Genomic DNA, 22,871 nt, shown 5'->3' on the forward strand with positions numbered 1-22,871 from the left:
CTCGTGCGAATCTCTCGCTCAACAAGCAGTTGGGAGTTATTCGTTAATAAAACAAGGATAATGATTTAAACAACAAAGAAAGCAACTATCTGAATTGTAGATGAAGCTGTGGCGCTAGCTTGCTGGATGAAGTAAGCTGACAAAACCAGTCGCTATCATCTGTGATTTGGATAGTTGTTTTGTGCTTCAGAATACCGCTAGTCTTTTCAAAAAATATCAAGAAAGCTGAAGCGACAATTTCCGTTAAAGAAGCGGCAGCTGTCCTCCTTGTTTTTATTTGTTGAAAGAAAACGGTGACTAACAGATGGCAACTTCTCAATTATTTTCACTTTTGAGAAGCATTTGCTATTCTTAAAAGAGGAGGGATACGGGATGGAAATTGATTTGCAAATGTTAGCGATGATCTTCTTTATCAATATGGCTTATGTCACATTGAATACAATTCGTTTTTTATTGACGATGAAAGGGTATCGGCTGATTGCACCGCTGGTCAGTATGGTCGAGATCACGATTTATATATTAGGATTGTCGATGGTATTGGATCGCTTAGACAATCCATTGAACCTACTGTTTTATGCATTAGGTTACGCCGCAGGAGTTAGTGTTGGAATCAAAATCGAAGATCAGCTAGCTTTAGGCTATACGATGGTCACGGTGATTTTACCGACGAATACAGATGAAGAAAAGAATTTGCCAAAAATTTTACGCCAAGAAGGATATGGTGTTACTCAAAGTTACGGAGAAGGATTAGAAGGTCCGCGATTGATCCTTGAAATTCTCTCACAACGCAAAAGCGAGAAGAAACTGTTTCAAAAAATCAAACAAATCGAAGAACGGGCCTTTATCATTAGCTATGAGCCCAAATATATTTCTGGCGGCTTTTGGACGAAGAAAATCAGTCGGAGAGAAGCTCGGGTCAAAAAAGAACAAAAAAAGGAATAGCTCTTTTTCTCTCCTGTGCGACGGTCCTTTTTTGAGATATAATAGGCAAGAATTTGGTTTGGAAGGAAGCGAATTTGAATGGAAAAACAAGCAAACGGCATGATGGCGGTGATAGCAGCACTCATCTCGAATATTTTAGTTGCCATCAGCAAGTTTGTCGGCTACGCATTGAGCGGCAGTGCGGCGATGTTGAATGAAAGTATTCACAGCGTGGTCGATTGCAGCAATCAAATCTTTCTGTTGATCGGTGATAAACGAGCAACGAAAGGGCAAAGTGAACTTCACCAATTTGGCGAAGGACGCGCGAAATACTTCTTTAGTACGATCGTAGCGATGATGCTGTTTTTTGGTGGGGGCGCTCTAGGTGTAATGGAAGCTTTTGAAAAGCTGCTGCATCCTGCTCATGAAGTTGGTAATACTTGGCTAGTGATTGGTATTTTGCTTTTCGGTTTAGTTGTAGAAGGTAGTTCTTTGTGGATCGCGATCAAAGAAATTCGGACCTTGAACGTAGAAAAGCAGCCTATTTATCGGTTTTTGAAAGAAAGTCGCCATAGTGAGATCTTGATTATCTTTACCGAAGACTTTTGTGCAGTGATTGGCTTGATTTTGGCAATGGGTGGAACGATCTTGACAATGGTCACTGGCAATGCGTTTTTTGATGCTTTCAGTGGCTTGCTGATCGGTATTTTGTTGATGATTGCTGCTATCTTTTTGGCACGAGAATTTTACAGTTTATTGATTGGCGAAAGCGTGACGAAAAGAGATCTTGTACTGATCAAAGAAGCCTTTGATCGTCCAGATGTCGATCGATTATTGGATATCAAAACCGTTCATTTAGGTCCTGCGGAAATCTTAGTCGCTGCCAAAATTGATATCACAGCAAAACAAGAGGAGATCGGTTATCAAATCATTAACGAGATCGAAGCAAAGATCCGCAGCTTCATGCCGGATAAAAAAATGTATATTTATATTGAAACGGATGAGTATGATCCTCATTATATGGAGAAACGGCGAAAACTTGTCCGATCACAAGACTGATTTTTGTAGAACAAAGCCAGTTTTTTTGATACAATAGACAAGGATTATCTAAGACGAAGGAGAATAAACCATTATGATCAATGCAAGTGATTTAAGAGCAGGAATGACATTCGTGCAAGACGGCAAACTAATCAAGGTATTAGAAGCCAGCCATCACAAACCTGGTAAAGGGAATACAGTCATGCGTATGAAATTGCGCGATGTTCGTTCAGGTTCAACCTATGATACAACATTCCGTCCAGAAGAAAAATTTGAAAAAGCTCATATTGATACGAAAGCTGTTCAATATTTGTATACAATGGACGATACAGCGTTCTTCATGGACTTGGAAACCTATGAACAATATGAAATTCCGGTTGAAGTTGTAGAAGAAGAAATGAAATACATTCTGGAAAACATGGAAGTGAAGATCCAATTCTTCGGCAGTGAAGTGATTGGGGTTCAATTACCATCATCAGTCATCTTGAAAGTTGTTGAAACACAACCGTCGATCAAAGGTGCGACTGTGACTGGCTCAGGTAAACCAGCAACGATGGAAACAGGTTTGGTCGTCAACGTACCTGACTTTATCGAAGAAGGCGAATCTCTAGAAATCAATACTTCTGAAGGTACGTACATCAAACGCGCGAAATAATCATTTTCTAGAAGAGCCAAGGTTTTATGAACTTGGTTCTTTTTCTTTTAGAAAGAAGGATCAACATGAATGTACTTGTTGTGGCATTTTTTGCATTTTTTGGCGGCATGGCACGTTATTTTCTTGCTTCGGAATTGCCGTCTTGGGGCATCTTCCCTTTAGGCACATTACTGGCTAATTTTATTGGCTGTTTTATTTTTAGCTTTTTAGTCAAGCAGATCATGACGAAAAGACACTTGAATGGACGTTTGATCTTGGGCATGGGGACCGGATTTTGCGGTGCTTTGACGACTTTTTCATCCTTTGCACTTGACACGGTGCAGTTGCTGCAAAAGCAAGCCTATGGATTAGCGACGGGGTATTTGATCCTGTCGATTTGCGGCGGGTTATTTTTTGTCTGGTTAGGCGAAGCCCTCGTTAGAAAGCAGGTGTAAGTATGGCATATATCGTTGTAGGAATTGGTGCAGCCATGGGCGCTGTCCTGCGTTATGGTATCAATCGTTATTTTGAACGAAGACCACATCCTTTTCCCAAAGCCACTTTGCTGATTAATTTATCTGGTGCGTTGATACTAGGGATTCTTGCCGGTCTTCAGATTGATCAACACTTGTATCTTTTGCTTGGAACAGGGATCATGGGCGGTTATACTACTTTTTCAACAATGACGATTGAATTATTTACATTGCTAAAGACCAATCGCCAGTACTTTTATCTTTATTTTTTCAGTACGTACATTGTAGGATTGACGGCTAGTTTTATTGGGTTGATGATAGGTGCTTATTTGAACTGAAAAGGAGTAGACGATGATTGCATTCATGTCAGCAGAAATGTGGCTTAAAAGTGAGTTTTTTTATTATTCAATCGTTCCGGTTTTATTAGTCGTTGGATTAGTGGCGCTTTTACTTTTGCTGATCCTTTTGTTGTATCGGGAGAACCGGCGGCAGGGTTTGATCTGGCTGCCTGTCGTAGTTTTGTTGCTTTGCGGCGGCGGTTTCTTGTTAGGAGATCATTTTTTTCACGACTTTAAAAATGACAATGCACAAATTACGCCAAATATCCGCGATCGGGAAAAACGCTTTATCGGATATAAATATTATGATCAGAGCACGTTGGCGGCTTATCAGCGAATCCAAAGTGAAGCCATTCCTTCTCTGGGGATCTATCAAGCAGAACCGGTTAGCCGAGAAATCCAATTTCTGGGTATTGCGCACAACTCTGTGTATTTCAAACTAGGAGAACAGTATTACTATTTGCGCCAAGAGCCAATCTTTGCGAAACAAGAACAAGCTGAGCTGCAAGGTGTCCAATACCATCTGATTGAGTCCGCTTTTGCAGACATCGGTTTTTTTACAGAAACAAACAATTATTTAACAGCCATCGTTTTGCCTGAGAGCAAAAAAGAGTTAGTCTATGAATCCATTGATGGGATCTTGCCAAAAGAGTTTGGCAAAAGTCAAACAGCTTGGGCAGTCCCTGGAAACCAATAAAAAATGTCATTGCATGAGACAAAAGGATAGGTGAATCATCCGATTCATCTATCCTTTTGTGATGTCTTTACTTCCCATTGAAGATTGAGCATTCAAAACATTTTTTTCTTTCTGTTCAGTCAAATAACGTTCTTTGTGTTTGCGCACCAGTTTTTTAAAGGCAGCTTCCGCTTTTGTGGCTTCACTACGGGTAGCAAAACATTCCGCATGGATCATTTGTAAGGGGCGACGACTAGCTGGATGAGTGTACTTTGCTCCAATGCCTTGATTGTGTTGATGCAGGCGGCGTATCAAATCTGTGGTATAACCACCGTAAAAGGTATTGTCTTTACAGAGCAATACATAGAAGTAATGCGTATCAGCTGCCATAAAGCATCCGACTCACTTCCTCACTGTAGCTCCCATCCGCATGATAAGTGATCAGCGGTGAGGCAATCTTGAAACCATCAGCTTTACCATCCTTGATGCCCTCGATCAATAGGATATTCGCGTCTTTCCCTGCTTTGGGATAGACGAAACGGACACGTTTGGGTGCGATTCGATATTTTCTCATGCAGTCTAAAATATCCAAAAAACGATCAGGTCGGTGAACCATAGCAAAGCGCCCATTCATTTTCAGCGCTTTACTGGCTGTGTAGACCACCTCGTCTAATGTGGTCTCGATTTCATGGCGAGCAATCGCCAGATAAGGATTAGGATTTTTAACAGCAGTGGGAACATTTTTGAAATAGGGCGGATTACAGACCAAGAGATCCACCGAGTCCGGTTTGATTTTGGTAAAGATGTTTTTTAAATCCATTGGGTAAACCGTTATTTGTTCCTCAAGCCCATTCAAGCTTACACTGCGTTGGGCCATATCAGCCAGCCGATCCTGCAGCTCGATCTGGTAAATGTGAGCCGAAGTTTTACGGCTGATAAACAAGCCGACTGCACCATTTCCAGCACACAGATCAACGATTCGTCCCCGTTTGGGAATCGTTGGGAAGTTAGCTAGCAAAACGGCATCGAGGGAGAAAGAAAAGACCTCGCTGCTTTGGATGATTTTGATATCTTCCGCATATAATTGATCTATGCGTTCGTTTGATTGCAACATGAAAGCATACTCCTGTTCTAATTCATTTCCTTTGTATTATACTACGATTAAGAATAATCGGAAACGACAAAAAAGGCTTGTCATTTGAAGCGTTTTTTTGCATACTTATAAAAGAAACTGGAAAGGAAAGTGAGTATGTTTTTTAGCTTTATGCGAGGCGTGGTTCGGGTCATTTTGTTTTTGATCAACGGGAACGCCCGATATCAAAACAAAGAGGCTTTGCCGCAAAATGAAAATTACATATTGGTTGCACCTCACCGTACCTGGTGGGATCCGTTGTATCTGGCGGTGGCTGCTCGTCCCAAAAAGTTCAGCTTTATGGCAAAAGAAGAACTGTTTAAGAATCCAATCTTGCGCTTTATTTTGATTCATGCGAATGCTTTTCCGGTAAAGCGTGACAAACCAGGGCCGAGTGCTGTCAAAACACCGGTGAAAATCTTAAAAGATACAGATCTGAGTCTCATTATGTTTCCTAGCGGAACAAGACATTCGACCGCGCTGAAGGGTGGCATGGCACTGATCGCCAAAATGGCGAAGGTAAAAATCGTTCCTTCTGTTTATCAAGGTCCCTTAACGCTAAAAGATTTATTTAAACGTCGACGAGTAACCGTTCGTTTTGGGGAGGCGATCGATATCAGTGATATCAAGAAAATGGATAAAGAAGGGTTAGCAGAAGTGGAACGCCGCATTCAAGGTGCTTTTACAAAGCTCGACCAAGAAATAGATCCGAATTTTGTTTATGAAGTAGAAGAGAAGAAACGTTGATGCGTTTCTTCTTTTATTTTTGACTGTGTTTTAAATAAATATTGAACTTGATAATTTTTTGAGGATATGCTATGAGATAATCAATAACAAGGGTTTAGTTACAGGTTTAGAGGGCCTATTATGGCAAATAGTAATTCTTTGATTTCAGATGTTCAAAAATTATTTGTGAAAGTAGAATATATAAATACAATTAGATACTTGTTTTATAGTGCAAATTAAAATGAAGATTTTTACACATCGAGGAGGTAAAATGATATGAAGCCAAAAGAAATACTTTGCCAATGGGTTGACGCATTTAATCATGCGGATGTAGAAATTATTTCAGAATTATATGATGACAATGCAATAAACCATCAGGTTGCCAATGAGCCAGTTATTGGAAAAGAGGCTATAAAGAAAATGTTTGAACAAGACTTCTCTAACGCAGAAATGGTTTGTATCGTTGAAAACATTTTCGAAGATGGACAATGGGCAATTTTAGAGTGGCGTGACCCGTTAGGTTTGAGAGGTTGCGGTTTTTTTCAAATAGTAAATAATAAAATTTTATTTCAAAGAGGCTACTGGGATAAGCTATCTTTCTTGAAACAGCACAATTTGCCTATTGAATAAAATGAATAGATATCTTATATAAATAGTTTGTAAATTTCTTAAAAGGTGCATTAAGGGAAGGATAATAATTTCCCTTAATGATTGTTAGAATAGTAACACTGCGTTAAAACATAGTCTTATTTCTAATTTCTAAAGTAGGCTTGCTTCGTGCTTCTTACCTAGGAAAAGCAGCTCCTTATTGGTATGCTCAAAAAAATTTTAAAAAGGAGTCTCTGTTAGACAGAGGCTCCTTTTTTAGCTCATCAAGAGTTATTCAGTGACTGGTTGATTTTCCTTTTCCAATTCATTTTTGTCATAGATTTTTACAAATGGATAATAAATGAGGATGGAAAGTACAATCAAAAGAATGTTTAAGACGATTGCTCTCCAGTCACCGCCTGTTGCAAGAAAGGCACCAATTGGTCCTGGCAATGTCCAAGGGGCATTGACGGTCACTTTGTTGACTAAACCAGCCGAGGTGGCTACCCAGGCAATTACACCATTGACTAATGGTGCAATGATAAATGGCGGAATCAAAATTGGATTCAAGACGATAGGCGTCCCAAAAATCAGCGGCTCATTGATATTGAAAATAGCAGGGATCAATGCGGTTTTTCCTAGTTTTGATCCGAATTCGGATTTTGTACGAAAAGCAAGCAAGATCGCCAGACCGATGGTTGACCCTGCGCCGCCGATCCAAATGAACCATTGGTAGAATGGCTCAGCAGCAATGTTGGGAATCACATCGCCAGAAGCTAACGCAGTGGTGTTGCCTTCCAATAATTGCAGCCATAACGGCCGTGCCAGTGAACCAACGATCGAAGCACCATGGATCCCAAAGGACCAAAAGAATGTCGTTAAGAAAGTGATCAATAAGACACTTGGCAAGCTATCGGCTGCGCTAACTAGAGGATCAACAACTTTTGCTACGATGGTATGCCAGTCAAAGCCAATGTAATAGGTGATTGCCCCCATACCTAAAATAATGATCAATGTTGGCGTTAAAGCTTCAAAAGATCGAGCAACAGCAGGAGGGACTTGTTCCGGCATCGTGATTTTAAATTTAGATTTATCCGTCAAACGATAAATCTCGACAGCTAAAATCGATGTAATGATCGCTACGAACATCCCGGCACTGCCCAAGTTTGCCATTGGTAAAACAAATCCGGCTGTACCAGCAGCCTCCAAAGCTTCGGGGGGAATATTTATTGGCGTGAAAGTCAATAAAAAAGCTGTGGTGGCTAAGATACCACCAGAGAGACCATCGAGTTTATAGGAACGGGCTAAGCTAAAGCCGATCCCGAATGCGGCATATAAACTCATAATGTACATCGTCATGCGGTAAGGAAGCAAGATCGTGGTCGCATGGCTCGAAAGAAATTGATAGATTCCCCAGTCTTGTGGCAGGGGAGGAAAAGCTAAAATCATAAAAAATGAGCTGACGATAATCAGTGGCAAAGTAGAGACGATCCCATCGCGGACCGCCCGTAAATGCCGTTGACTCCCCAGTTTTTCCATTGGTCCAGCCAGGTGACGTTCAATGAACTGTGTAAATTTATCTAACATTTTTTAACCTCCTGTGAAAACGTTCATATGGTTGAATTAATAAAGTTATGTTGGGTGATTCCGCTCTCCTATGGGACCAAATGGATTTGGGATGATCTTTCCCAGAATCACGGATTGTTTGGCACCAGTCGCGGCAGGAGCATTATTTTTATGTCCCTGTAAGGTCTCGTATCCTAAAAGGGCAAATGCCATAGCTTCTTTCGCATCATTGGACCAACCTAAATCATTTTGGGTAATCACTGTAATCTCAACGGGTAAGTAGTTGACCAGCATTTTTTTTAGTGTTGAATTATGCGCGCCGCCGCCTGCTAAAATCACTTCAATGGGTCCGCTTTCAACAAGTGGGAAAACGAAGCGCCGATAGCTCTCGGCAATCGAGTAGGCAGTAAAATCGGTCACTGTTGCTATTAAGTCTGCTGGTTTTTCTGCAGAAAAATCTGCTAATAGTTGATCACTGAATGCTTGACCAAATAGTTCCCGTCCAGTGCTCTTAGGGGGTGCTTGATCGAAATAGGAATGATTTCTTAATTGTGTTTGCAATTTAGGAATAATGGTTCCCTGTTGAGCAATCCTTCCTTCAGCATCGTAAGGAAGTTGGAATAATTGATGCATCAGTTCATCGATGATCATATTTCCAGGACCAGTATCGAAGGCGACAAGATCACTTAATGTGCCATTTTTCGGCAGGACCGTCACATTTCCAATCCCACCGATATTTTGCAATAAGCGGGTTTTATCAGGGGAACGATACAAGAGATAATCAGTATAAGGTACAAGCGGTGCTCCTTGTCCACCAGCAGCCATATCCATCGCGCGGAAATCGGCAACCACAGTTGTTCCGAGTCCGTAGGCAATGATTGACGGCTCTCCAATTTGAAACGTACTGGAAACAAGCGGGTTTTCCGAGGGTGCATGCCAAATAGTTTGTCCGTGGCTAGCAACAAAGTCAATGCTAGTTTCGGTTACTGCTGTTTCTTGGCAGACCTGACGACAAGCAGCGAGAAAGGCATAGCCTAGCTCAACATTTAACTGACAGATCAAGGAAACAGAAGAGTCCTCCGGGTCACAGGCTTGTTTTATTCTTTGGCGCAACTCGGGGGAAAAAGCAGTAGTCGTCAGATGCAACAGACGAATAGATGGCTGTGAATGATTATCGATTTCTACTAATGCGGCATCAACACCGTCTAAACTAGTTCCAGACATGAGTCCAATTCCAAGCATTGTTTCTCCTCCTTTCTTTTATGTTTGTCGAAACCAAATTAGATGAACTTGGGCGGAAATGTATTCGGTTTCAACCTCGTCTTTATTGTAGTGTATGTGTAATTGCATTTCAATGATTTTTTTGTAAAAGGAAATTTAATTTCATTAATTTGACAAATCAGTGTGAGAACCCGTTTGGAAAAAGAAGGACTCAATTGTCTGGGAACGAGAAGATCACGTTGATACATTCAATTCATAATCGTAAAGTGGTATAATGATGGGAAGGATATTTTTAAGAGGGTGGGTATATGCGTTTTTTACATACAGCAGATTGGCACATAGGTAAAAAATTACACGGCTATGATCTTCTCGAAGATCAAAGTTACATTATTGACCAGATAATTGATCTGGCGGAAGAACAATCAGTAGATGCAATTATCATTGCTGGGGATCTTTATGATCGCACGGTGCCAGCCGTTGACGCAGTGAAATGTTTAAATGAGAAAATAGCGAAAATCAATTTAGAAAAAAAGTTTCCTTTACTAGCGATTTCTGGTAATCACGATAGTCCGACACGACTTGAAACTGGAAGTCCATGGTTCAAAAATACGCAATTTTACCTAACGACCTCCATTGAAGAAAGTATTGAGCCGATTGAATTTTCTGACACCCAGTTTTTCTTGTTACCTTATTTTGAACCGATCGAAGCGCGTTTGTTTTTTGATGAAAAAATCACAACGATCGCAGAAGGGGTGACTCGGGTCCTTCAAGAGATGAAGCAGTATTTTGATTCTACGAAAAAACAAGTCCTGGTGACTCACTTTTTTGTAGCTGGTTCAAGCCAGACGGATTCGGAAACCAAAATTCAAGTAGGCGGATTGGATAGTGTTCCGACAACGGCGTTTGAAGGGTTTGACTATGTCGCCTTAGGACATCTGCATGCAAATACTGCGCTAAATCATGAACGAATCCGTTATAGCGGGTCTCCGTTGAAATTTTCATTGTCTGAAATAACCAATGAGAAAGGTGTTTATATCGTAGATACTCAAAAGGACCAGCAGCATTTTTATCCGTTGCGGCCGAAAAGAGATCTTCAGCAATACACTGCTTCTTTTGAAACATTGCTTGATCCTGCCTTTTATCGGCAAGTGGATCGAGAGGCCTTCTTACACTTCACGTTAACGGATCGAGCCGTAATTCCTAATATGATGAATCAATTACGGCGGGTCTATCCTCGAATTTTATCTGTGGAGCGGCAAAATGGGCGAACCGTCAGCAAGAAAAATTTGACATTAGCCGATGAGGAGGATCCGCAACGGGTGATCGCCCATTTTTATAAAGAAATGACTGGAGAACCGTTAAATGAGCAGCAGCAAAAATGGCTCACAGGTTTGACAGCGGGTGGAGAGAAGGAGCGAGAGAAGTCATGCAGCCAAGAAAATTAATCATGAAAAACTTTGGTCCCTACATTCATGAGGAACTGGATTTTGGCGACTTTCAAGAAGGTGGTTTGTTTCTAGTCAGCGGGAAAACCGGGGCTGGCAAGACGACGATCTTTGATGGAATGACATTTGCATTATTTGGAGAAACTTCCGGAAATTTGCGGTCCGGTAAAGAAATGCGTTCGACATTCGCTTCCCCCACAGAAGAGACGAGTGTCCGTTTTTCCTTTGACCATCAACATTTGCACTATGAGATCGAACGACGTCCCGAACAAGTCTTAGCCAAAAAACGCGGCGATGGAGTCACGAATCAAGCAGCTAAGGTACGGTTGACGATCTATGATCAGCAAGGAAAAGAGCGCAAACAAATCAGCAAAAAAAATGAAGTAGATATCTTCATCAAAGATCTGCTGCAATTGGATGCCAAACAATTCTTCCAAATCATTTTGCTGCCTCAAGGAGAATTTCGCAATTTTTTGATCGCCAGCAGTAATGAGAAAGAAAAAGTTTTGCGGAATATTTTTGGAACGGAAATGTATCAGCGCTTCAATGAATGGCTGAAAGAACAGGTCAAAAAGCAAACCAAACAAATTGAAAAACAACAAACGGCAGCGGATCATTTGGTCACACGCTTTGAGTGGACCGAACCGGCAACTCCGGTTTCGTTGGTTGAGACATTAGCGTACTGGCAGACAGATCTTGAGAAACAACGAAGTCATCAGCAAACAATTGAAGCAAAAAAATTCCAAGCGGAGCAAGAGAAAAAGACCGCACAGGAAGCTTTTTATTTGGCAAAAGAAATCCATAAAGCACTTGCCGAGCAACAGGAACTCAGCCAACAGGCAGCGAATCTAGCTGCGAAAGAAAGTCAAATTTTAGACGATAAACTGCGGCTGCAGCAGCTAGACTGGGCGAGTGAGCATCAAGAAATCTTACGCCAAAAAGATGAGCGGACAGCTGAAGTAGCACAGGCTATTCAACAACTTACATTCAATCAGCAATCATTAGAACAATGGCAAGAGTCTCAAGAGATATGGGACAAAAGCCGAGAAGTTCAGGTAGATCGAAAGGACGAACATACAGCAGCTAAGCAACGTTTACAAATACTGGCACAGTTAAAACCATTAGCCGAGCAAGTTCAGCAACAAGAAAAACAGGTCGCTTCTTTGCAGGAAACGGTGACTCAACAGGAAAAACAAGCGCAGCATCTGAAAGAACAGCAAAATCTTGCTATGAATCAGGAGCAAGGATTAAAAGAAGAAATCCAAAAGCATTCGATCTACCAAGTACAGGAAGTCCAACTGGTTCGTGGAGAAAATCTGTTGTACCAATGGCAGATGTTGAAAAAAGAGGAGCAGCAGCTGACTGATACCCAACAGCAACTAACAGACCAGCAGCGAAAATTGCAAGAGAAGCAGCAGCAGTTAGTAAGTAAATATGATGAGTTAACTGAAGAATTGGTGCAAGAAAAAAGTCGAAATGCCAAGATGCAGATTGCTCGTTTGAGTCTCTTATTGGTGGAGGGGGAACCTTGTCCGGTCTGTGGCTCTTTTGAACACCCCGCTGCTCAAAAACATACAGAGTATAGTAATGAAGAAATCATTGATAGCGAGCAGCAACTTGAATCTTTGGAGAACCAGCTGCAACAAGTTGGTGAAGACCGTTCGACGAACTTGCTGCTGCTAGAACAAGTCAATGACCAGTTTCAAACAATTAAACAAAAAATGAGCGCGTTGAAGGAAAAACAACAGACAACGTATCAGACACTGCGAGAAATCCTCCAGCCGTTGATGGAAAATATGCTAGGTCAAACAGTCCTGAAAGAAGGAGCTGGCAAGGAACCAGCTGACCCATTGCTGGTAGAAGGATTGACTGAAAAGGAAATTTCCACTACCTATTTCAAATGCCAACAAATCAATCAGCAGTTGAAAGAGCAATTTGCTCTAGACAGACAGAAATTGACAGAGGTCCAAACAAACAGCCAACATCTTACAGAAGAATTGACAGCACTTGAAGCAAGTCTCAAGACTGCTAGTGACGCTTTACGTTTGGAAGAAGGAAAACTGTCCTCACTAAAAGAGCAAACGGAGGGAGTATCTCTGGAGCAGTTGAACGAGGAACAGGAGCAACTGGCAGCACAATCGTCTCGTTTAGCAGCTCTGATTGAAGCGGATCAGTTGGAAGAGCAACGTTTGAAGGAACAGTATACGATCCTGACAGAGCAGCAACGAAATCTGCAACAGTTTCTAGCCGACAAGCAACAAGCTGCTCAGCTAGCCCAAGAACGCTTGGAAGAAGTCTTGCCTGCGGCATGTACCGAACAACAGATGCGCAGTCTGCTCAATGATCTTGAGGAACGCCAGGAGCTACGCAGTACGATAAAAACCTATGAACAACAACAACGTTTTGTTCAACAGCGACAGCTTGAACTGGCACAATTTTTGCAAAACAAAGCTGTGCCTGACTTGGAAGTCTTGCAAGAACAAGTAGACCAGTCTGAAACAGCGGTAGAACAATTACAAGAACAAGTAATCCGAGGAAAAGAACAAATCAAGCAAAATCAGCGATTACTTGAAGAATTGCAGATAATCTATCAACAAAACACCAAGCAATTAGAAAAAATCAGCCATTTACAGCAACTATCAGAAGTCATCAATGGAGAAAATGAAAAGAAGACCAGTTTGGAACGCTATGTTCTGCAACGATTTTTAACAGAGATCTTAGAAGTGGCGAATGTTCGCCTAGCTCGATTGACAAGAGGACGTTATCAATTCGAGTTGGCAGACAAAGTGGGGAGCTATCGAAGCTCGACAGGGTTGGAGATCGATATCTATGATGATAATGCTGGCAGTCTTCGGCGAGCACATACCTTATCGGGTGGTGAAAGTTTTATTGCCGCATTGGCATTGGCTATCTCATTAGCTGATGTGATCCAAAATCGTTCGGGAGGCATCGAGATCGAGGCGTTGTTTATTGACGAAGGATTTGGCTCATTAGATGAAGAATCGTTGGAAATGGCGATGGAAGCATTAGAAATGATTGAAAATGAAGGGCGGATGATTGGGATCATTAGTCATGTAAGAGAATTAAGAGAGCGAATCTTGCAGCAAGTCGTTGTTCAAACAGATGGCAGCGGACAAAGCAAAATTCGTACAAAACTTTAGAGAAAGGAGGAATCAGAAGCATATGAAATGGAGTATTCCAGAAAAAGTCATTGAAAGAGGTCGGACCTATCTAAATGAAGGTCGCGTCCTATCGGTTATTCCAGATCCAGAGAGAAAGGTATGGCATGCGGAAGTCTTGGGAAGTGAGCTATATTTAGTCGATCTTGATGCGACGGCTAAAGAGATCGATTATTGCCAATGCCCCTATTGGGAAGAACATCACTATTGTAAACACACTATAGCTGTTGAACTTTATTTACGAAAGCAAGGCAAAACAAGACAAATCACAGAAGAAAAAAAGCCAACAAAAGCCGCATTTTCGGCTTCGGAGATGTTTTCTCAGGGATTCAATCGATTGCAGTCTGGACAGCGGACGATCACTCCTTTGCAAATTGAATATCGTGTCGAAAATCTGACCACGAACCCTTACCACCAGGAGATGGATGTTCTAGGGATTTCACTAAAAGTCGGTCAACGGGGAACTTCAAAGACGTATGTCGTCAAAAATATCTATAAATTTTTGCAAGTCTATCAAGAAAAAAAAAGCTATCTGGCGAACAAACAAACAGAGTTTCTTTTAACGAGTGAAGCATTTGACCAAACCAACAATGATATTCTGATCCGCTTACTAGGCATTGCTCAGACACAGCAGCTGATTGGACAAGCTGGCATCCAAGTGAAAGGCAAACTAGACAAAAAGTATTTGCTATTGCCAGTTGAATACGGGAAAGAACTATTAGAGAAAATGAACGCTGCTTATATGCAGTTAACGATTGGCAACGCTAAACTTCGTCAAGTGACTTTTTCTGAAGGCAAGCCGCTGCATTTTCGTGTTCAAAAAGAACACGGTCAATTTCCGTTATCTTTGACGAGGGATTTTGATCACTTGCTGAGCTATTACAATTGGGGCCTTCAAGGTGATACGATCGTTGAATTGACGATGGACCAAAAAGAAGTCTATTTGACGATGCAGCAATTATTCAAACGCTTTGAAGAACCAACGATCATTTATCCAAAAGCGGAACTGTCCAACTTGTTTATGCAAGTTTTGCCTCATTTACGCAAGATCGGCACGGTAGAGATCACAAAAGAGGTCGGAGCAGAGATCCAAGAGAGTCCGTTAGCCGTTGTTTTTTCACTGCGTAAAATCAAAGGTCAGATCGATTTGCAAATTGATTTCAATTATGGCGAAGTGACTTTTTCGACTGACGAAAAGCATCAAGTGATTCCTGAGGCCCATCCAGAGATTTTAAGGGATTACCCTCAGGAAAAGCGGATCGAACAAGTAGTTGAAAGAATGAAGTATCAAAAAAGTACCAAAAATTGGTTCAAAGCGCTACCGGAAGGGGAAGAATTGTTTGCCTTTTTCACTCGTGAAATTCCTTTACTGCGCCAACTAGGAGAAGTACGTATCGGCAAAAAATTGCGGGAACTTTACTTAGATGCACAGCAGCACCGTCCAACGATCGAAATTGAAGAAAATGGTTCCTGGCTGGATATTCACTTTGATGTCAGCGGGATCGCTGAATCGGAGATCGATGCTGTCTTGCGGAGTTTGTTGCAGGCTGATCGTTTTTACACGACAGAAAATGGGCAAGTTCTTTCACTGGAAACAGAAGCCTTTCAAGAAGCAAGCGCCGCGCTGAAAAAATTACGGACAGCCTTTGTATCTCAGTCAGGTACGTTACAAGTTCCGTTGAACCAAGGATTGTATTTGCAAGAAGAACTAGCTGACCAAGCAACTTTTAGTCAAGGATTCAAACAAATGACGACAGATTTGATTCATCCAGAAAAATTTTCTGCACCATTGCCTCATCAGCTCCAAGCGCAATTAAGACACTATCAGGAGGTCGGATTTCGTTGGCTGAAGATGCTGAGTCAGTATCAATTTGGCGGCATACTTGCAGACGAAATGGGATTAGGGAAGACAGTTCAAACAATCAGCTACTTGTTGTCCGAAAAGCAAGAGAAGCAACAGTTGAATGCTCTGATCGTTGCACCTGCGAGTTTGACGTATAATTGGCAGCAAGAAATCAAACGCTTTGCACCAACGATCCGGTCGGTGGTGATCAGTGGTTCTCGGGAGGAACGCGGCAGCCAATTACAGCTGCCGGCAGATGTCCGCATCACATCTTATGCCAGCTTACGGCAGGACATCGACCAGTACCAAGAATTAGGTTTAGCGTATTTGATCTTGGATGAGGCGCAAATGGTCAAAAACAGCGGAACCAAAACAGCACAAGCGTTGCGTTCTTTAAATGTTCCCCATCGATTTGCATTGAGTGGGACACCCATCGAGAATAATCTTGAAGAGTTGTGGTCCTTATTTGAGATGATCATGCCGGGATTTTTCCCAAATAAACAACGCTACAAAGAATTGACGACACAAGAGATCGCAAAAATGATCAAGCCATTCATATTGCGACGCGATAAAAAATCCGTTCTTCAAGATCTGCCAGAGAAGTTAGAAACGAATTATTATAGTGTACTGACAGAAGAGCAGAAAAAAATCTACCTTGCGTATTTGCGCCAAATGCGGGAAGAAATCGCACAAATGGATACAGCAGCATTTCGCAAAAATCGTATCAGCATCTTGGCTGGCCTTACTCGTTTGCGTCAAATCTGCTGCGATCCGCGATTGTTTGTGGAAGATTACGAAGGCACATCAGGCAAGCTAGAACAGGTCAAGGACCTGATTCAAGCAGCAAAAGAAAACGGCCGCCGTGTGCTCTTATTCTCACAGTTTACAAGCATGCTTTCGATCATTGAAGAAGAACTTGCTCAAGAAGGAATTGAAACCTTCTATTTACGAGGAAGCACTCCTCCTCAAGAACGTTTGAGTATGGTCGATGCTTTCAATAATGGAGAAAAAGATGTCTTTTTGATCTCATTAAAAGCCGGCGGAACTGGATTGAATCTGACAGGGGCGGATACGGTCATTCTATATGACTTATGGTGGAATCCTGCAGTGGAAGAACAAGCCGCTGGCCGGGCACATCGAATCGGTCAGAAAAAGGTTGTGGAAGTTTGGCGAATGATCGCTGAAGGAACCATTGAAGAACGAATGGATGCTTTGCAACAAGAAAAGCGGGAACTATTCCAAAAAGTCATCCAAGGGAATGAAGCCCAGCTGAACCAAATGACGGAAGAAGATATTCGCTTGATTTTAAGCATTGGTGAAGAATAGATTCAGCGAATACAAAACCCTTGATACGAAAGCAAGAGACAGCTAGGATGCGAAGATTTGCATCTATAGCTGTCTCTTAGTTTTTAGCGAGCCATCACAACTGCATCTGTAAAGGATAAGATACCTTCTGTCAGCTCTTCAAAAGCAGTTAACGTACAGTCAGGGTGACAATTTTTGATTTCGGGAGCTTGGCGTCGGCGATGATTCAGCCAAAGGGCTTGCCATCCCGCTTGTTTACAGCCAAAGACATCATTGTCAAAGTTATCTCCCACGTATAATGTCCGTGAGGGATCTAAATCAAATCGTTCTTCAGCAAGCTGAAAAAGTTCAATATCCGGTTTTTGGTACCCTGTTGCTTGAGAAATCAGCATGTATTCTGGATGGATCCAGCGAGTCAATTCCAATTGATCGATTTTCTTTTGTTGGTGATCTGTTGGGCCATTGGTAATGATTCCAAGCTTGATAGGTAATGAAGCCAAGGTATTGAGAGTTTCTTCTACGGCTGGATGAAGTTGGATGTTGTCTAGCTCTGTCTCGTAAGTCGCTTGAAACAATCGGCTAGCATCATTTGATAAAGGAGAGTAGCCTAAATCAATCAGCGATTGACATAGTCTAAAGGTACGAAATTCTTCTAATGTCCATTCTTTTGAGATGACTTTTCCAAAATGGTTATCGCTATGTACGCGAAAACGAATATAAAGAGGATGGAGATCTGTTGTTGCTACTTCAGGTATGATGGTTGTAACCGCATTTCGAAATGGTTGTTGTTGATCGTATAAAGTATCATCGACATCAAAGATTACCGCATTAAGCAAAAGAGACACGCCTTTCAATTGTAGTGAAAATTTTCATTTTGTTTTCGAACATATAATAGCGGATATCTTGAGAGAAAAAAAGGGCTTAAAGCTTGATAAATAAAGGTTTTATTTACTAATTTTAGAAATCCTTGGTCTCATCGCTTTTTCAAATTTGAGTGAATTTTACCCTTTTCAATCGATTTCTCATTTTGCTTTTCCAGAAAGACTTGCTTATAATGTAGATTAATGAAAAGGAGGAGGAAGTGTGTTAAAAAGGTTTTTTAGCTATTATCGGCCATACCGGTCATTGTTTGTCTTAGATTTTACTTGTGCTGTCTTTGCAGGGCTGCTTGAATTGGTTTTTCCAGTTGCCGTGAATCAAGTGATCGACAAGATTATGCCGCAGAACAATTTTCGGCTGATTTTGCTCGCTTGTTTGGGGCTATTTTTATTTTATCTGGTCAATACGATCTTGCAATATATCGTGGTCTTTTATGGCCATAAATTGGGTGTCAATATCGAGACAGATATGCGTCAAGAATTATTCCGACACTTACAGACACAGTCTTTTGAATATTATGACAATCAAAAAACTGGACGTTTGATCAGTCGGCTAACGACTGACTTGTTTGAAATATCAGAAGTTGCTCACCACGGTCCCGAGGACGTCTTTATTACGATCATGACATTGATCGGTTCATTCTTGCTGATGCTCAATATGCATGTTCAACTTGCACTTGCTACTTTTGCACTGATTCCATTGATTACGATTGCACTGGTTTTCTTCAATAAGAAAATGACGAAAGTCAATACAGAGATCTATGACAATCTAGGTGAATTCAATGCTGGGGTAGAAGCAGCAGTCAGCGGCATTCGCGTGACTCAGTCTTTTGCCAATGAGACGTTTGAACATCAACGATTTGACGGTCTGAGCGGCCTTTATCGTCGTTCAAAAATCGTCTTTTATAAAGTGATGGCAATCAGTTCTGCCTATAATTACTTTCTGATTCGACTGATCAATTTGTTTGCCTTGATTTTTGGGGCCTATTACGTGATCAAAGGGGAATTGACGAATGGACAGTTTGTTGGATTTATCTTGTTATCCAATGTCTTTGTTCGGCCAATCGAAAAGGTCAATACCATGATTGAAAGCTATCCGAAAGGATTTGCTGGCTTCAAACGCCTGACAGAAGAGCTGGACAAGAGACCGGCGATTCAAGATAAGCCAAATGCCATCGATGTACACGCACTAAAAGGCGATATCGTTTATCAAGATGTTTCCTTTGCTTATGCAGATGCGACGAAGGTATTGAACCATATTGATCTAACGATTCAATCCGGCGAGACTGTCGCTTTTGTGGGACAAAGCGGTTCTGGAAAAACAACGCTTTGCAATTTACTGCCGCGGTTTTATGAAGTAACTGAGGGTCAGATCACGATTGACGGAATCAATATCCAAGACATGACGCTTGCCTCACTACGGGGCCAGATCGGAACTGTTCAGCAAGATGTTTTCTTGTTCCCGGGAACGATTCGAGAAAACATTGCTTATGGGAAATTGGATGCGTCAGAAGAAGAAATTGCTCAAGCCGTGAAACTCGCTCATTTAGAACAAGTAATCGACCAAATGCCTGAAGGATTGGAAACAGTCATTGGAGAACGCGGGGTCAAACTTTCTGGTGGTCAAAAGCAACGGGTAGCGATTGCCCGAATGTTTCTAAAAAATCCGCCAATCTTGATCTTAGATGAAGCGACCTCTGCGTTGGATACAGAAACAGAACAAGTGATTCAAGAATCATTGAACTCATTAGCTGATGGACGGACCACATTGATTATTGCCCATCGTTTGGCTACCATCAAACATGCGACAAGGATCATTGTTGTCAGCGATAAAGGGATCTTGGAAGAAGGAACCCACGAGCAACTGTTAGCAACAGGGGGACATTACAAAGCATTATATGATGCTCAGTTCAAAAATTAGACGAAAAAAGCGACTTCGATCGCTTTTTTCGTTTATATGCAAATAAACATATTCAGTGGATATCGCTGATTTCTTCAAAGAGATTTGTTAGGATTTACTTATCAAACGCTTTCTTTGTTTGTAACATTTGTCATATTCGTTGCCGATGAAATGATTTTTCACTCATAATGAGCAACTAATGACTTGGAATAGAATACGTGATAATACAGATTTTCGTTTCTTTGAAATCTTTTAATAACAAGTTCTTTTCTCTGTTTGTAAGTTTTTAACGAGTTTTAGGTGTAAAAAAAGATTGGTAAAGACCAATGAAAGAGTACTAGTATTATAGAAAGAAACTTGTATAGAGGAGTCAGATATTATCGAATATTTTATCAAAATTAAAAAACGATAGAATTAAATCACTAGAGTGATTTAAATAAATCTATGGTTCATGATACAATTTTGACACACTGTTATACAAAAGAAATAAAATTAAAAAAAAATTTGATTTTTCTCATTTAAATTGATGTAAAGTTTGTGAAAGCTTTTGTTTGAGAGGTTTCTCTTTTAATATAACTTGAGAGTTTTATTAAAAAATACAAAATTTACACTAGATTTTTTTTAAATAGTTCTGTATAATTAAAATCAAGCAAGACAACAGAACTTGTGAATGGAATTTAAAAAAGGAGAGATGCACGTTGTTGACACTATATACTTCCCCAAGTTGCACATCTTGTCGCAAAGCTCGTGCGTGGTTGCAAGAGCATGAGATTCCTTTTGTTGAAAGAAATATTTTCTCAGAACCTTTAAATATTTCTGAATTAAAAGCAATCTTACAAATGACAGAAGATGGTACAGAAGAAATTATCTCTACAAGATCCAAAGTTTTTCAAAAATTGAACATGGATCTTGATGACCTGCCGCTAAAAGATTTATTGACACTTGTACAAGAGAACCCAGGATTATTGCGTCGTCCGATCATGATTGATGAAAAACGACTCCAAGTTGGTTTTAATGAAGATGAAATCCGTCGTTTCTTGCCAAGAGATGTTCGTCAACTAGAACTACGTCAAGCACAATTGATGGCAGGCTTATAAAAATCAAATAGTTATGAGATCAGTGAATGAAAAGCTGATCTCTTTTTTTGCCATTTTAGGATTTTCTTAAGAGGATATGCGTTTTCTCTTTACTTTTCAACAGGTTTCGTTAAAATGAACCTATAGTGATTAGCAAAAGTGAGGTGTAGCTAATATGGAAATGGAACATATCAATGAAAATACGATCCGTGTACTGATCAAGAGCGAAGATTTAGCTGCTAGGGGCATCACTTTTCTTGACCTTCTTGGAAATCACAATGAGATTGAAAACTTTTTTTATAGCATATTAGAAGAAGTAGATATTGATGAAGAATTTAAAGGCAGTGAAGCGGTGACCTTCCAAGTCTTACCTAAAGGGGATGGCTTAGAATTGTTTATCAGCAAAAATCTACCGCCTGAAGGAATGGAAAACTTTGATGATATGAGCGATGGTTCAACTGAGGACATTACGGATATGTTGAAGAAGCATGTCGCGTCACAATTACAAGAGACAGAGTCCCAGCCGGAGTTAGGCAATCGTTTTATTTTTGAATTGAACAGCTTTGAAGCAATGGTTCAATTAGCGTCCGAAGTGTATTTGGATTCAGTGACCACGAATCTTTATCAGATGAATGACCGTTACTATCTAGAAGTCCAATTTATGGATAACGATACGACAGACATCGAAGTTGAGAATGCACTGGCTTATTTAATGGAATTTGCTAACCGGACACAAGTCACTTCAGAGGTTTTGGCAGAGTATGGAAAAATCATTATGGAGCATGACGCATTGGAATTGACCCGTTACTACTTCAAAAATGTCTAATGTTCACTTATAATCGTAAAAGCGAGAAAATGGCTACAATCATTTTCTCGCTTTTTTGCGTATTTCTTTTTGAGGTGAGAAGATGATTATTGCGTATGACAACCAGCAGCAGCGGATCAAAGCTGATCAGGCGAAGAAAGATTCAGAACCATTTTATTGTCCAGGATGTCATGGACCGGTGCACTTAAGGAAAGGCCTCCTGAAACGCCATCATTTCGCTCATTATGCTGCGGCTAACTGCGAAGTGTTTAGTGAAGGAGAGACGGAGGAACATTTGTCAGCAAAGGAGCTCCTCTACGAATGGCTAACAGATGAAACGATCGAAATAGAAGCTTACTTGCCGGATTTGCAGCAGCGACCGGATCTTCTTGTGGGCAAAACAGCGATTGAAGTACAGTGTTCGGCTTTGTCTTGGAGCCGCTTTGTCCAACGAACAGAGAAGTATCTTGCCTATAACTATTCTCCTTGGTGGCTTCTAGGCAAACATCTACAACCGCAACTCCACCATCGATGGACCGTTTTGCAAAAGGCCTGTTGCCGTTTTGCGGAGCAACCGGGGTTTTATTTGTGGATCATAGATACGCAAGAGCAACGCGTTGGTCTCATATACGAGATCAATTGGCATTATAAGTGGGGTGTTTCTTTTCGTAGACGTTATTTTCGAAAAGGAGAACCTATCGGCTGCTGCCCATCGCTAAACAATTATTCTAGAAAGTCCTGTCGAACATACCATCAAAGGTGGCAGCCGGAAGCTTACCGAGTCTGGTTATTACACAAGCTGATGCAACAGCAAAAACAGATCCTCAGTCTTCAAGCACTCCTTTACCCTCTCGGAGGACATATCGGCAATCTGCCGCATTGGTGCTATCAACCCAGTGATTATGGTTTTTTGTTGGAACATCGAATTTTAGTCCTGCGCTTTTTATTTCATCAAAACGCAAACCGGAATTTTTCTCACTGGCTGAATCAGTTGCGCAAAATGAATTGGAACTGGTTGTTTCCTATGATTGATCAAGGGCAACTATTGAAACGTATTTATCAAGAATGTTCTGATTTCCAGAAAATTCAACCTTTTTGATTCTCTTAGCTTGGTTCCCGCCAAAAGT

The 22,871-nt window shown here is 41.0% G+C and carries 20 protein-coding genes; 15 read left to right on the top strand and 5 right to left on the bottom strand.

Going from position 1 to position 22,871, the window contains the following annotated elements; translation table 11 throughout:
• Positions 1-372: 372 nt before the first annotated feature.
• From DVW06_RS09080 to DVW06_RS09105, 6 genes are all read left to right on the top strand, one after another.
• A complete protein-coding gene (locus DVW06_RS09080; protein ID WP_003127011.1) occupies positions 373-942 on the top strand; it encodes a DUF2179 domain-containing protein in 570 nt (189 codons plus the stop codon).
• 78 nt (positions 943-1,020) lie between these two features.
• Positions 1,021-1,980 (top strand): cation diffusion facilitator family transporter, encoded by a 960-nt coding sequence (locus DVW06_RS09085; RefSeq protein WP_113849890.1) that lies wholly within the window; start codon positions 1,021-1,023, stop codon positions 1,978-1,980.
• A 73-nt stretch (positions 1,981-2,053) separates the two neighbouring features.
• Positions 2,054-2,614 carry an elongation factor P gene (efp, locus tag DVW06_RS09090; RefSeq protein ID WP_003127013.1) on the top strand — a complete coding sequence of 187 codons (561 nt, stop codon included), beginning with the start codon at positions 2,054-2,056 and terminating at the stop codon, positions 2,612-2,614.
• Positions 2,615-2,679: 65 nt separating this feature from the next.
• Positions 2,680-3,048, top strand: coding sequence for a fluoride efflux transporter CrcB (crcB, locus tag DVW06_RS09095; protein ID WP_005472323.1), 369 nt, complete (start codon positions 2,680-2,682; stop codon positions 3,046-3,048).
• Positions 3,049-3,050: 2 nt separating this feature from the next.
• Positions 3,051-3,404: a fluoride efflux transporter FluC gene (locus DVW06_RS09100; protein ID WP_005472325.1), complete on the top strand. Its 354-nt coding sequence runs from the start codon at positions 3,051-3,053 to the stop codon at positions 3,402-3,404.
• Between the two features lie 13 nt (positions 3,405-3,417).
• The gene (locus DVW06_RS09105) at positions 3,418-4,101 is read left to right on the top strand and encodes a hypothetical protein (protein WP_005472327.1); all 684 of its coding nucleotides are present in this window, start codon (positions 3,418-3,420) and stop codon (positions 4,099-4,101) included.
• Between the two features lie 48 nt (positions 4,102-4,149).
• Here DVW06_RS09105 and DVW06_RS09110 read toward each other — a convergent pair whose 3' ends face one another.
• Both DVW06_RS09110 and DVW06_RS09115 read right to left on the bottom strand, forming a co-directional pair.
• Complete coding sequence (locus DVW06_RS09110; protein ID WP_003127018.1) at positions 4,150-4,470, bottom strand: GIY-YIG nuclease family protein; 321 nt, start codon at positions 4,468-4,470, stop codon at positions 4,150-4,152.
• Positions 4,460-5,194, bottom strand: coding sequence for a tRNA1(Val) (adenine(37)-N6)-methyltransferase (locus DVW06_RS09115; RefSeq protein WP_003127019.1), 735 nt, complete (start codon positions 5,192-5,194; stop codon positions 4,460-4,462). Before DVW06_RS09115 ends, DVW06_RS09110 begins: the two co-directional genes overlap by 11 nt.
• Positions 5,195-5,329: 135 nt before the next feature.
• On the opposite strand from DVW06_RS09115, the gene DVW06_RS09120 reads away from it, so the two are divergent.
• Entirely contained in the window at positions 5,330-5,959 is a 630-nt protein-coding gene (locus DVW06_RS09120; RefSeq protein WP_003127020.1) for a lysophospholipid acyltransferase family protein, read from the top strand.
• A 255-nt stretch (positions 5,960-6,214) separates the two neighbouring features.
• The gene (locus tag DVW06_RS09125; RefSeq protein ID WP_003127021.1) at positions 6,215-6,568 is read left to right on the top strand and encodes a nuclear transport factor 2 family protein; all 354 of its coding nucleotides are present in this window, start codon (positions 6,215-6,217) and stop codon (positions 6,566-6,568) included.
• A gap of 249 nt (positions 6,569-6,817) precedes the next feature.
• Here the strand turns inward: DVW06_RS09125 and DVW06_RS09130 are convergent, their stop codons facing one another.
• Both DVW06_RS09130 and anmK read right to left on the bottom strand, forming a co-directional pair.
• Positions 6,818-8,113 carry a PTS sugar transporter subunit IIC gene (locus DVW06_RS09130; protein WP_003127022.1) on the bottom strand — a complete coding sequence of 432 codons (1,296 nt, stop codon included), beginning with the start codon at positions 8,111-8,113 and terminating at the stop codon, positions 6,818-6,820.
• Positions 8,114-8,158: 45 nt separating this feature from the next.
• Positions 8,159-9,334: an anhydro-N-acetylmuramic acid kinase AnmK gene (gene anmK / locus DVW06_RS09135; RefSeq protein WP_003127023.1), complete on the bottom strand. Its 1,176-nt coding sequence runs from the start codon at positions 9,332-9,334 to the stop codon at positions 8,159-8,161.
• Positions 9,335-9,621: 287 nt separating this feature from the next.
• Between anmK and DVW06_RS09140 the strand changes: the two genes are divergently transcribed.
• From DVW06_RS09140 to DVW06_RS09150, 3 genes are read left to right on the top strand one after another with little or no spacing between them, the layout of a single operon-like run.
• The gene (locus DVW06_RS09140) at positions 9,622-10,758 is read left to right on the top strand and encodes an exonuclease SbcCD subunit D (RefSeq protein ID WP_003127024.1); all 1,137 of its coding nucleotides are present in this window, start codon (positions 9,622-9,624) and stop codon (positions 10,756-10,758) included.
• Entirely contained in the window at positions 10,740-13,919 is a 3,180-nt protein-coding gene (locus tag DVW06_RS09145; protein ID WP_034704681.1) for an AAA family ATPase, read from the top strand. The genes DVW06_RS09140 and DVW06_RS09145 overlap by 19 nt, the downstream gene beginning before the upstream one ends.
• Positions 13,920-13,941: 22 nt before the next feature.
• Positions 13,942-17,106 (top strand): DEAD/DEAH box helicase, encoded by a 3,165-nt coding sequence (locus tag DVW06_RS09150; protein WP_005472337.1) that lies wholly within the window; start codon positions 13,942-13,944, stop codon positions 17,104-17,106.
• An 83-nt stretch (positions 17,107-17,189) separates the two neighbouring features.
• Here DVW06_RS09150 and DVW06_RS09155 read toward each other — a convergent pair whose 3' ends face one another.
• Positions 17,190-17,921, bottom strand: a complete 732-nt coding sequence (locus DVW06_RS09155; RefSeq protein ID WP_117474593.1) for an HAD family hydrolase — start codon at positions 17,919-17,921, stop codon at positions 17,190-17,192.
• A 247-nt stretch (positions 17,922-18,168) separates the two neighbouring features.
• On the opposite strand from DVW06_RS09155, the gene DVW06_RS09160 reads away from it, so the two are divergent.
• From DVW06_RS09160 to DVW06_RS09175, 4 genes are all read left to right on the top strand, one after another.
• The gene (locus DVW06_RS09160) at positions 18,169-19,884 is read left to right on the top strand and encodes an ABC transporter ATP-binding protein (protein WP_005472341.1); all 1,716 of its coding nucleotides are present in this window, start codon (positions 18,169-18,171) and stop codon (positions 19,882-19,884) included.
• 677 nt (positions 19,885-20,561) lie between these two features.
• Complete coding sequence (spxA, locus tag DVW06_RS09165; RefSeq protein WP_003127030.1) at positions 20,562-20,960, top strand: transcriptional regulator SpxA; 399 nt, start codon at positions 20,562-20,564, stop codon at positions 20,958-20,960.
• 154 nt (positions 20,961-21,114) lie between these two features.
• Entirely contained in the window at positions 21,115-21,765 is a 651-nt protein-coding gene (locus DVW06_RS09170) for an adaptor protein MecA (RefSeq protein ID WP_003127031.1), read from the top strand.
• Positions 21,766-21,847: 82 nt separating this feature from the next.
• The gene (locus DVW06_RS09175) at positions 21,848-22,843 is read left to right on the top strand and encodes a competence protein CoiA (RefSeq protein ID WP_086269251.1); all 996 of its coding nucleotides are present in this window, start codon (positions 21,848-21,850) and stop codon (positions 22,841-22,843) included.
• Positions 22,844-22,871: the final 28 nt, after the last annotated feature.

The sequence above is a fragment of the Enterococcus sp. ARL09-542 genome, from assembly GCF_005234805.1.
In the GTDB taxonomy this organism is placed as follows: Bacteria; Bacillota; Bacilli; order Lactobacillales; family Enterococcaceae; genus Enterococcus_D; species Enterococcus_D gallinarum.

Bases quoted from the DNA above. Each gene is read 5' to 3' on its own strand.
- DVW06_RS09145 (WP_034704681.1), top strand. From the start codon at position 10,740: ATGCAGCCAAGAAAATTAATCATGAAAAACTTTGGTCCCTACATTCAT.
- DVW06_RS09140 (WP_003127024.1), top strand. From the start codon at position 9,622: ATGCGTTTTTTACATACAGCAGATTGGCACATAGGTAAAAAATTACAC.
- DVW06_RS09080 (WP_003127011.1), top strand. From the start codon at position 373: ATGGAAATTGATTTGCAAATGTTAGCGATGATCTTCTTTATCAATATG.
- DVW06_RS09100 (WP_005472325.1), top strand. From the start codon at position 3,051: ATGGCATATATCGTTGTAGGAATTGGTGCAGCCATGGGCGCTGTCCTG.
- DVW06_RS09115 (WP_003127019.1), bottom strand. From the start codon at position 5,194: ATGTTGCAATCAAACGAACGCATAGATCAATTATATGCGGAAGATATC.
- DVW06_RS09125 (WP_003127021.1), top strand. From the start codon at position 6,215: ATGAAGCCAAAAGAAATACTTTGCCAATGGGTTGACGCATTTAATCAT.
- DVW06_RS09105 (WP_005472327.1), top strand. From the start codon at position 3,418: ATGATTGCATTCATGTCAGCAGAAATGTGGCTTAAAAGTGAGTTTTTT.
- DVW06_RS09175 (WP_086269251.1), top strand. From the start codon at position 21,848: ATGATTATTGCGTATGACAACCAGCAGCAGCGGATCAAAGCTGATCAG.
- anmK (WP_003127023.1), bottom strand. From the start codon at position 9,334: ATGCTTGGAATTGGACTCATGTCTGGAACTAGTTTAGACGGTGTTGAT.
- crcB (WP_005472323.1), top strand. From the start codon at position 2,680: ATGAATGTACTTGTTGTGGCATTTTTTGCATTTTTTGGCGGCATGGCA.
- DVW06_RS09110 (WP_003127018.1), bottom strand. From the start codon at position 4,470: ATGGCAGCTGATACGCATTACTTCTATGTATTGCTCTGTAAAGACAAT.
- DVW06_RS09130 (WP_003127022.1), bottom strand. From the start codon at position 8,113: ATGTTAGATAAATTTACACAGTTCATTGAACGTCACCTGGCTGGACCA.
- DVW06_RS09150 (WP_005472337.1), top strand. From the start codon at position 13,942: ATGAAATGGAGTATTCCAGAAAAAGTCATTGAAAGAGGTCGGACCTAT.
- efp (WP_003127013.1), top strand. From the start codon at position 2,054: ATGATCAATGCAAGTGATTTAAGAGCAGGAATGACATTCGTGCAAGAC.
- DVW06_RS09120 (WP_003127020.1), top strand. From the start codon at position 5,330: ATGTTTTTTAGCTTTATGCGAGGCGTGGTTCGGGTCATTTTGTTTTTG.
- DVW06_RS09170 (WP_003127031.1), top strand. From the start codon at position 21,115: ATGGAAATGGAACATATCAATGAAAATACGATCCGTGTACTGATCAAG.
- DVW06_RS09085 (WP_113849890.1), top strand. From the start codon at position 1,021: ATGGAAAAACAAGCAAACGGCATGATGGCGGTGATAGCAGCACTCATC.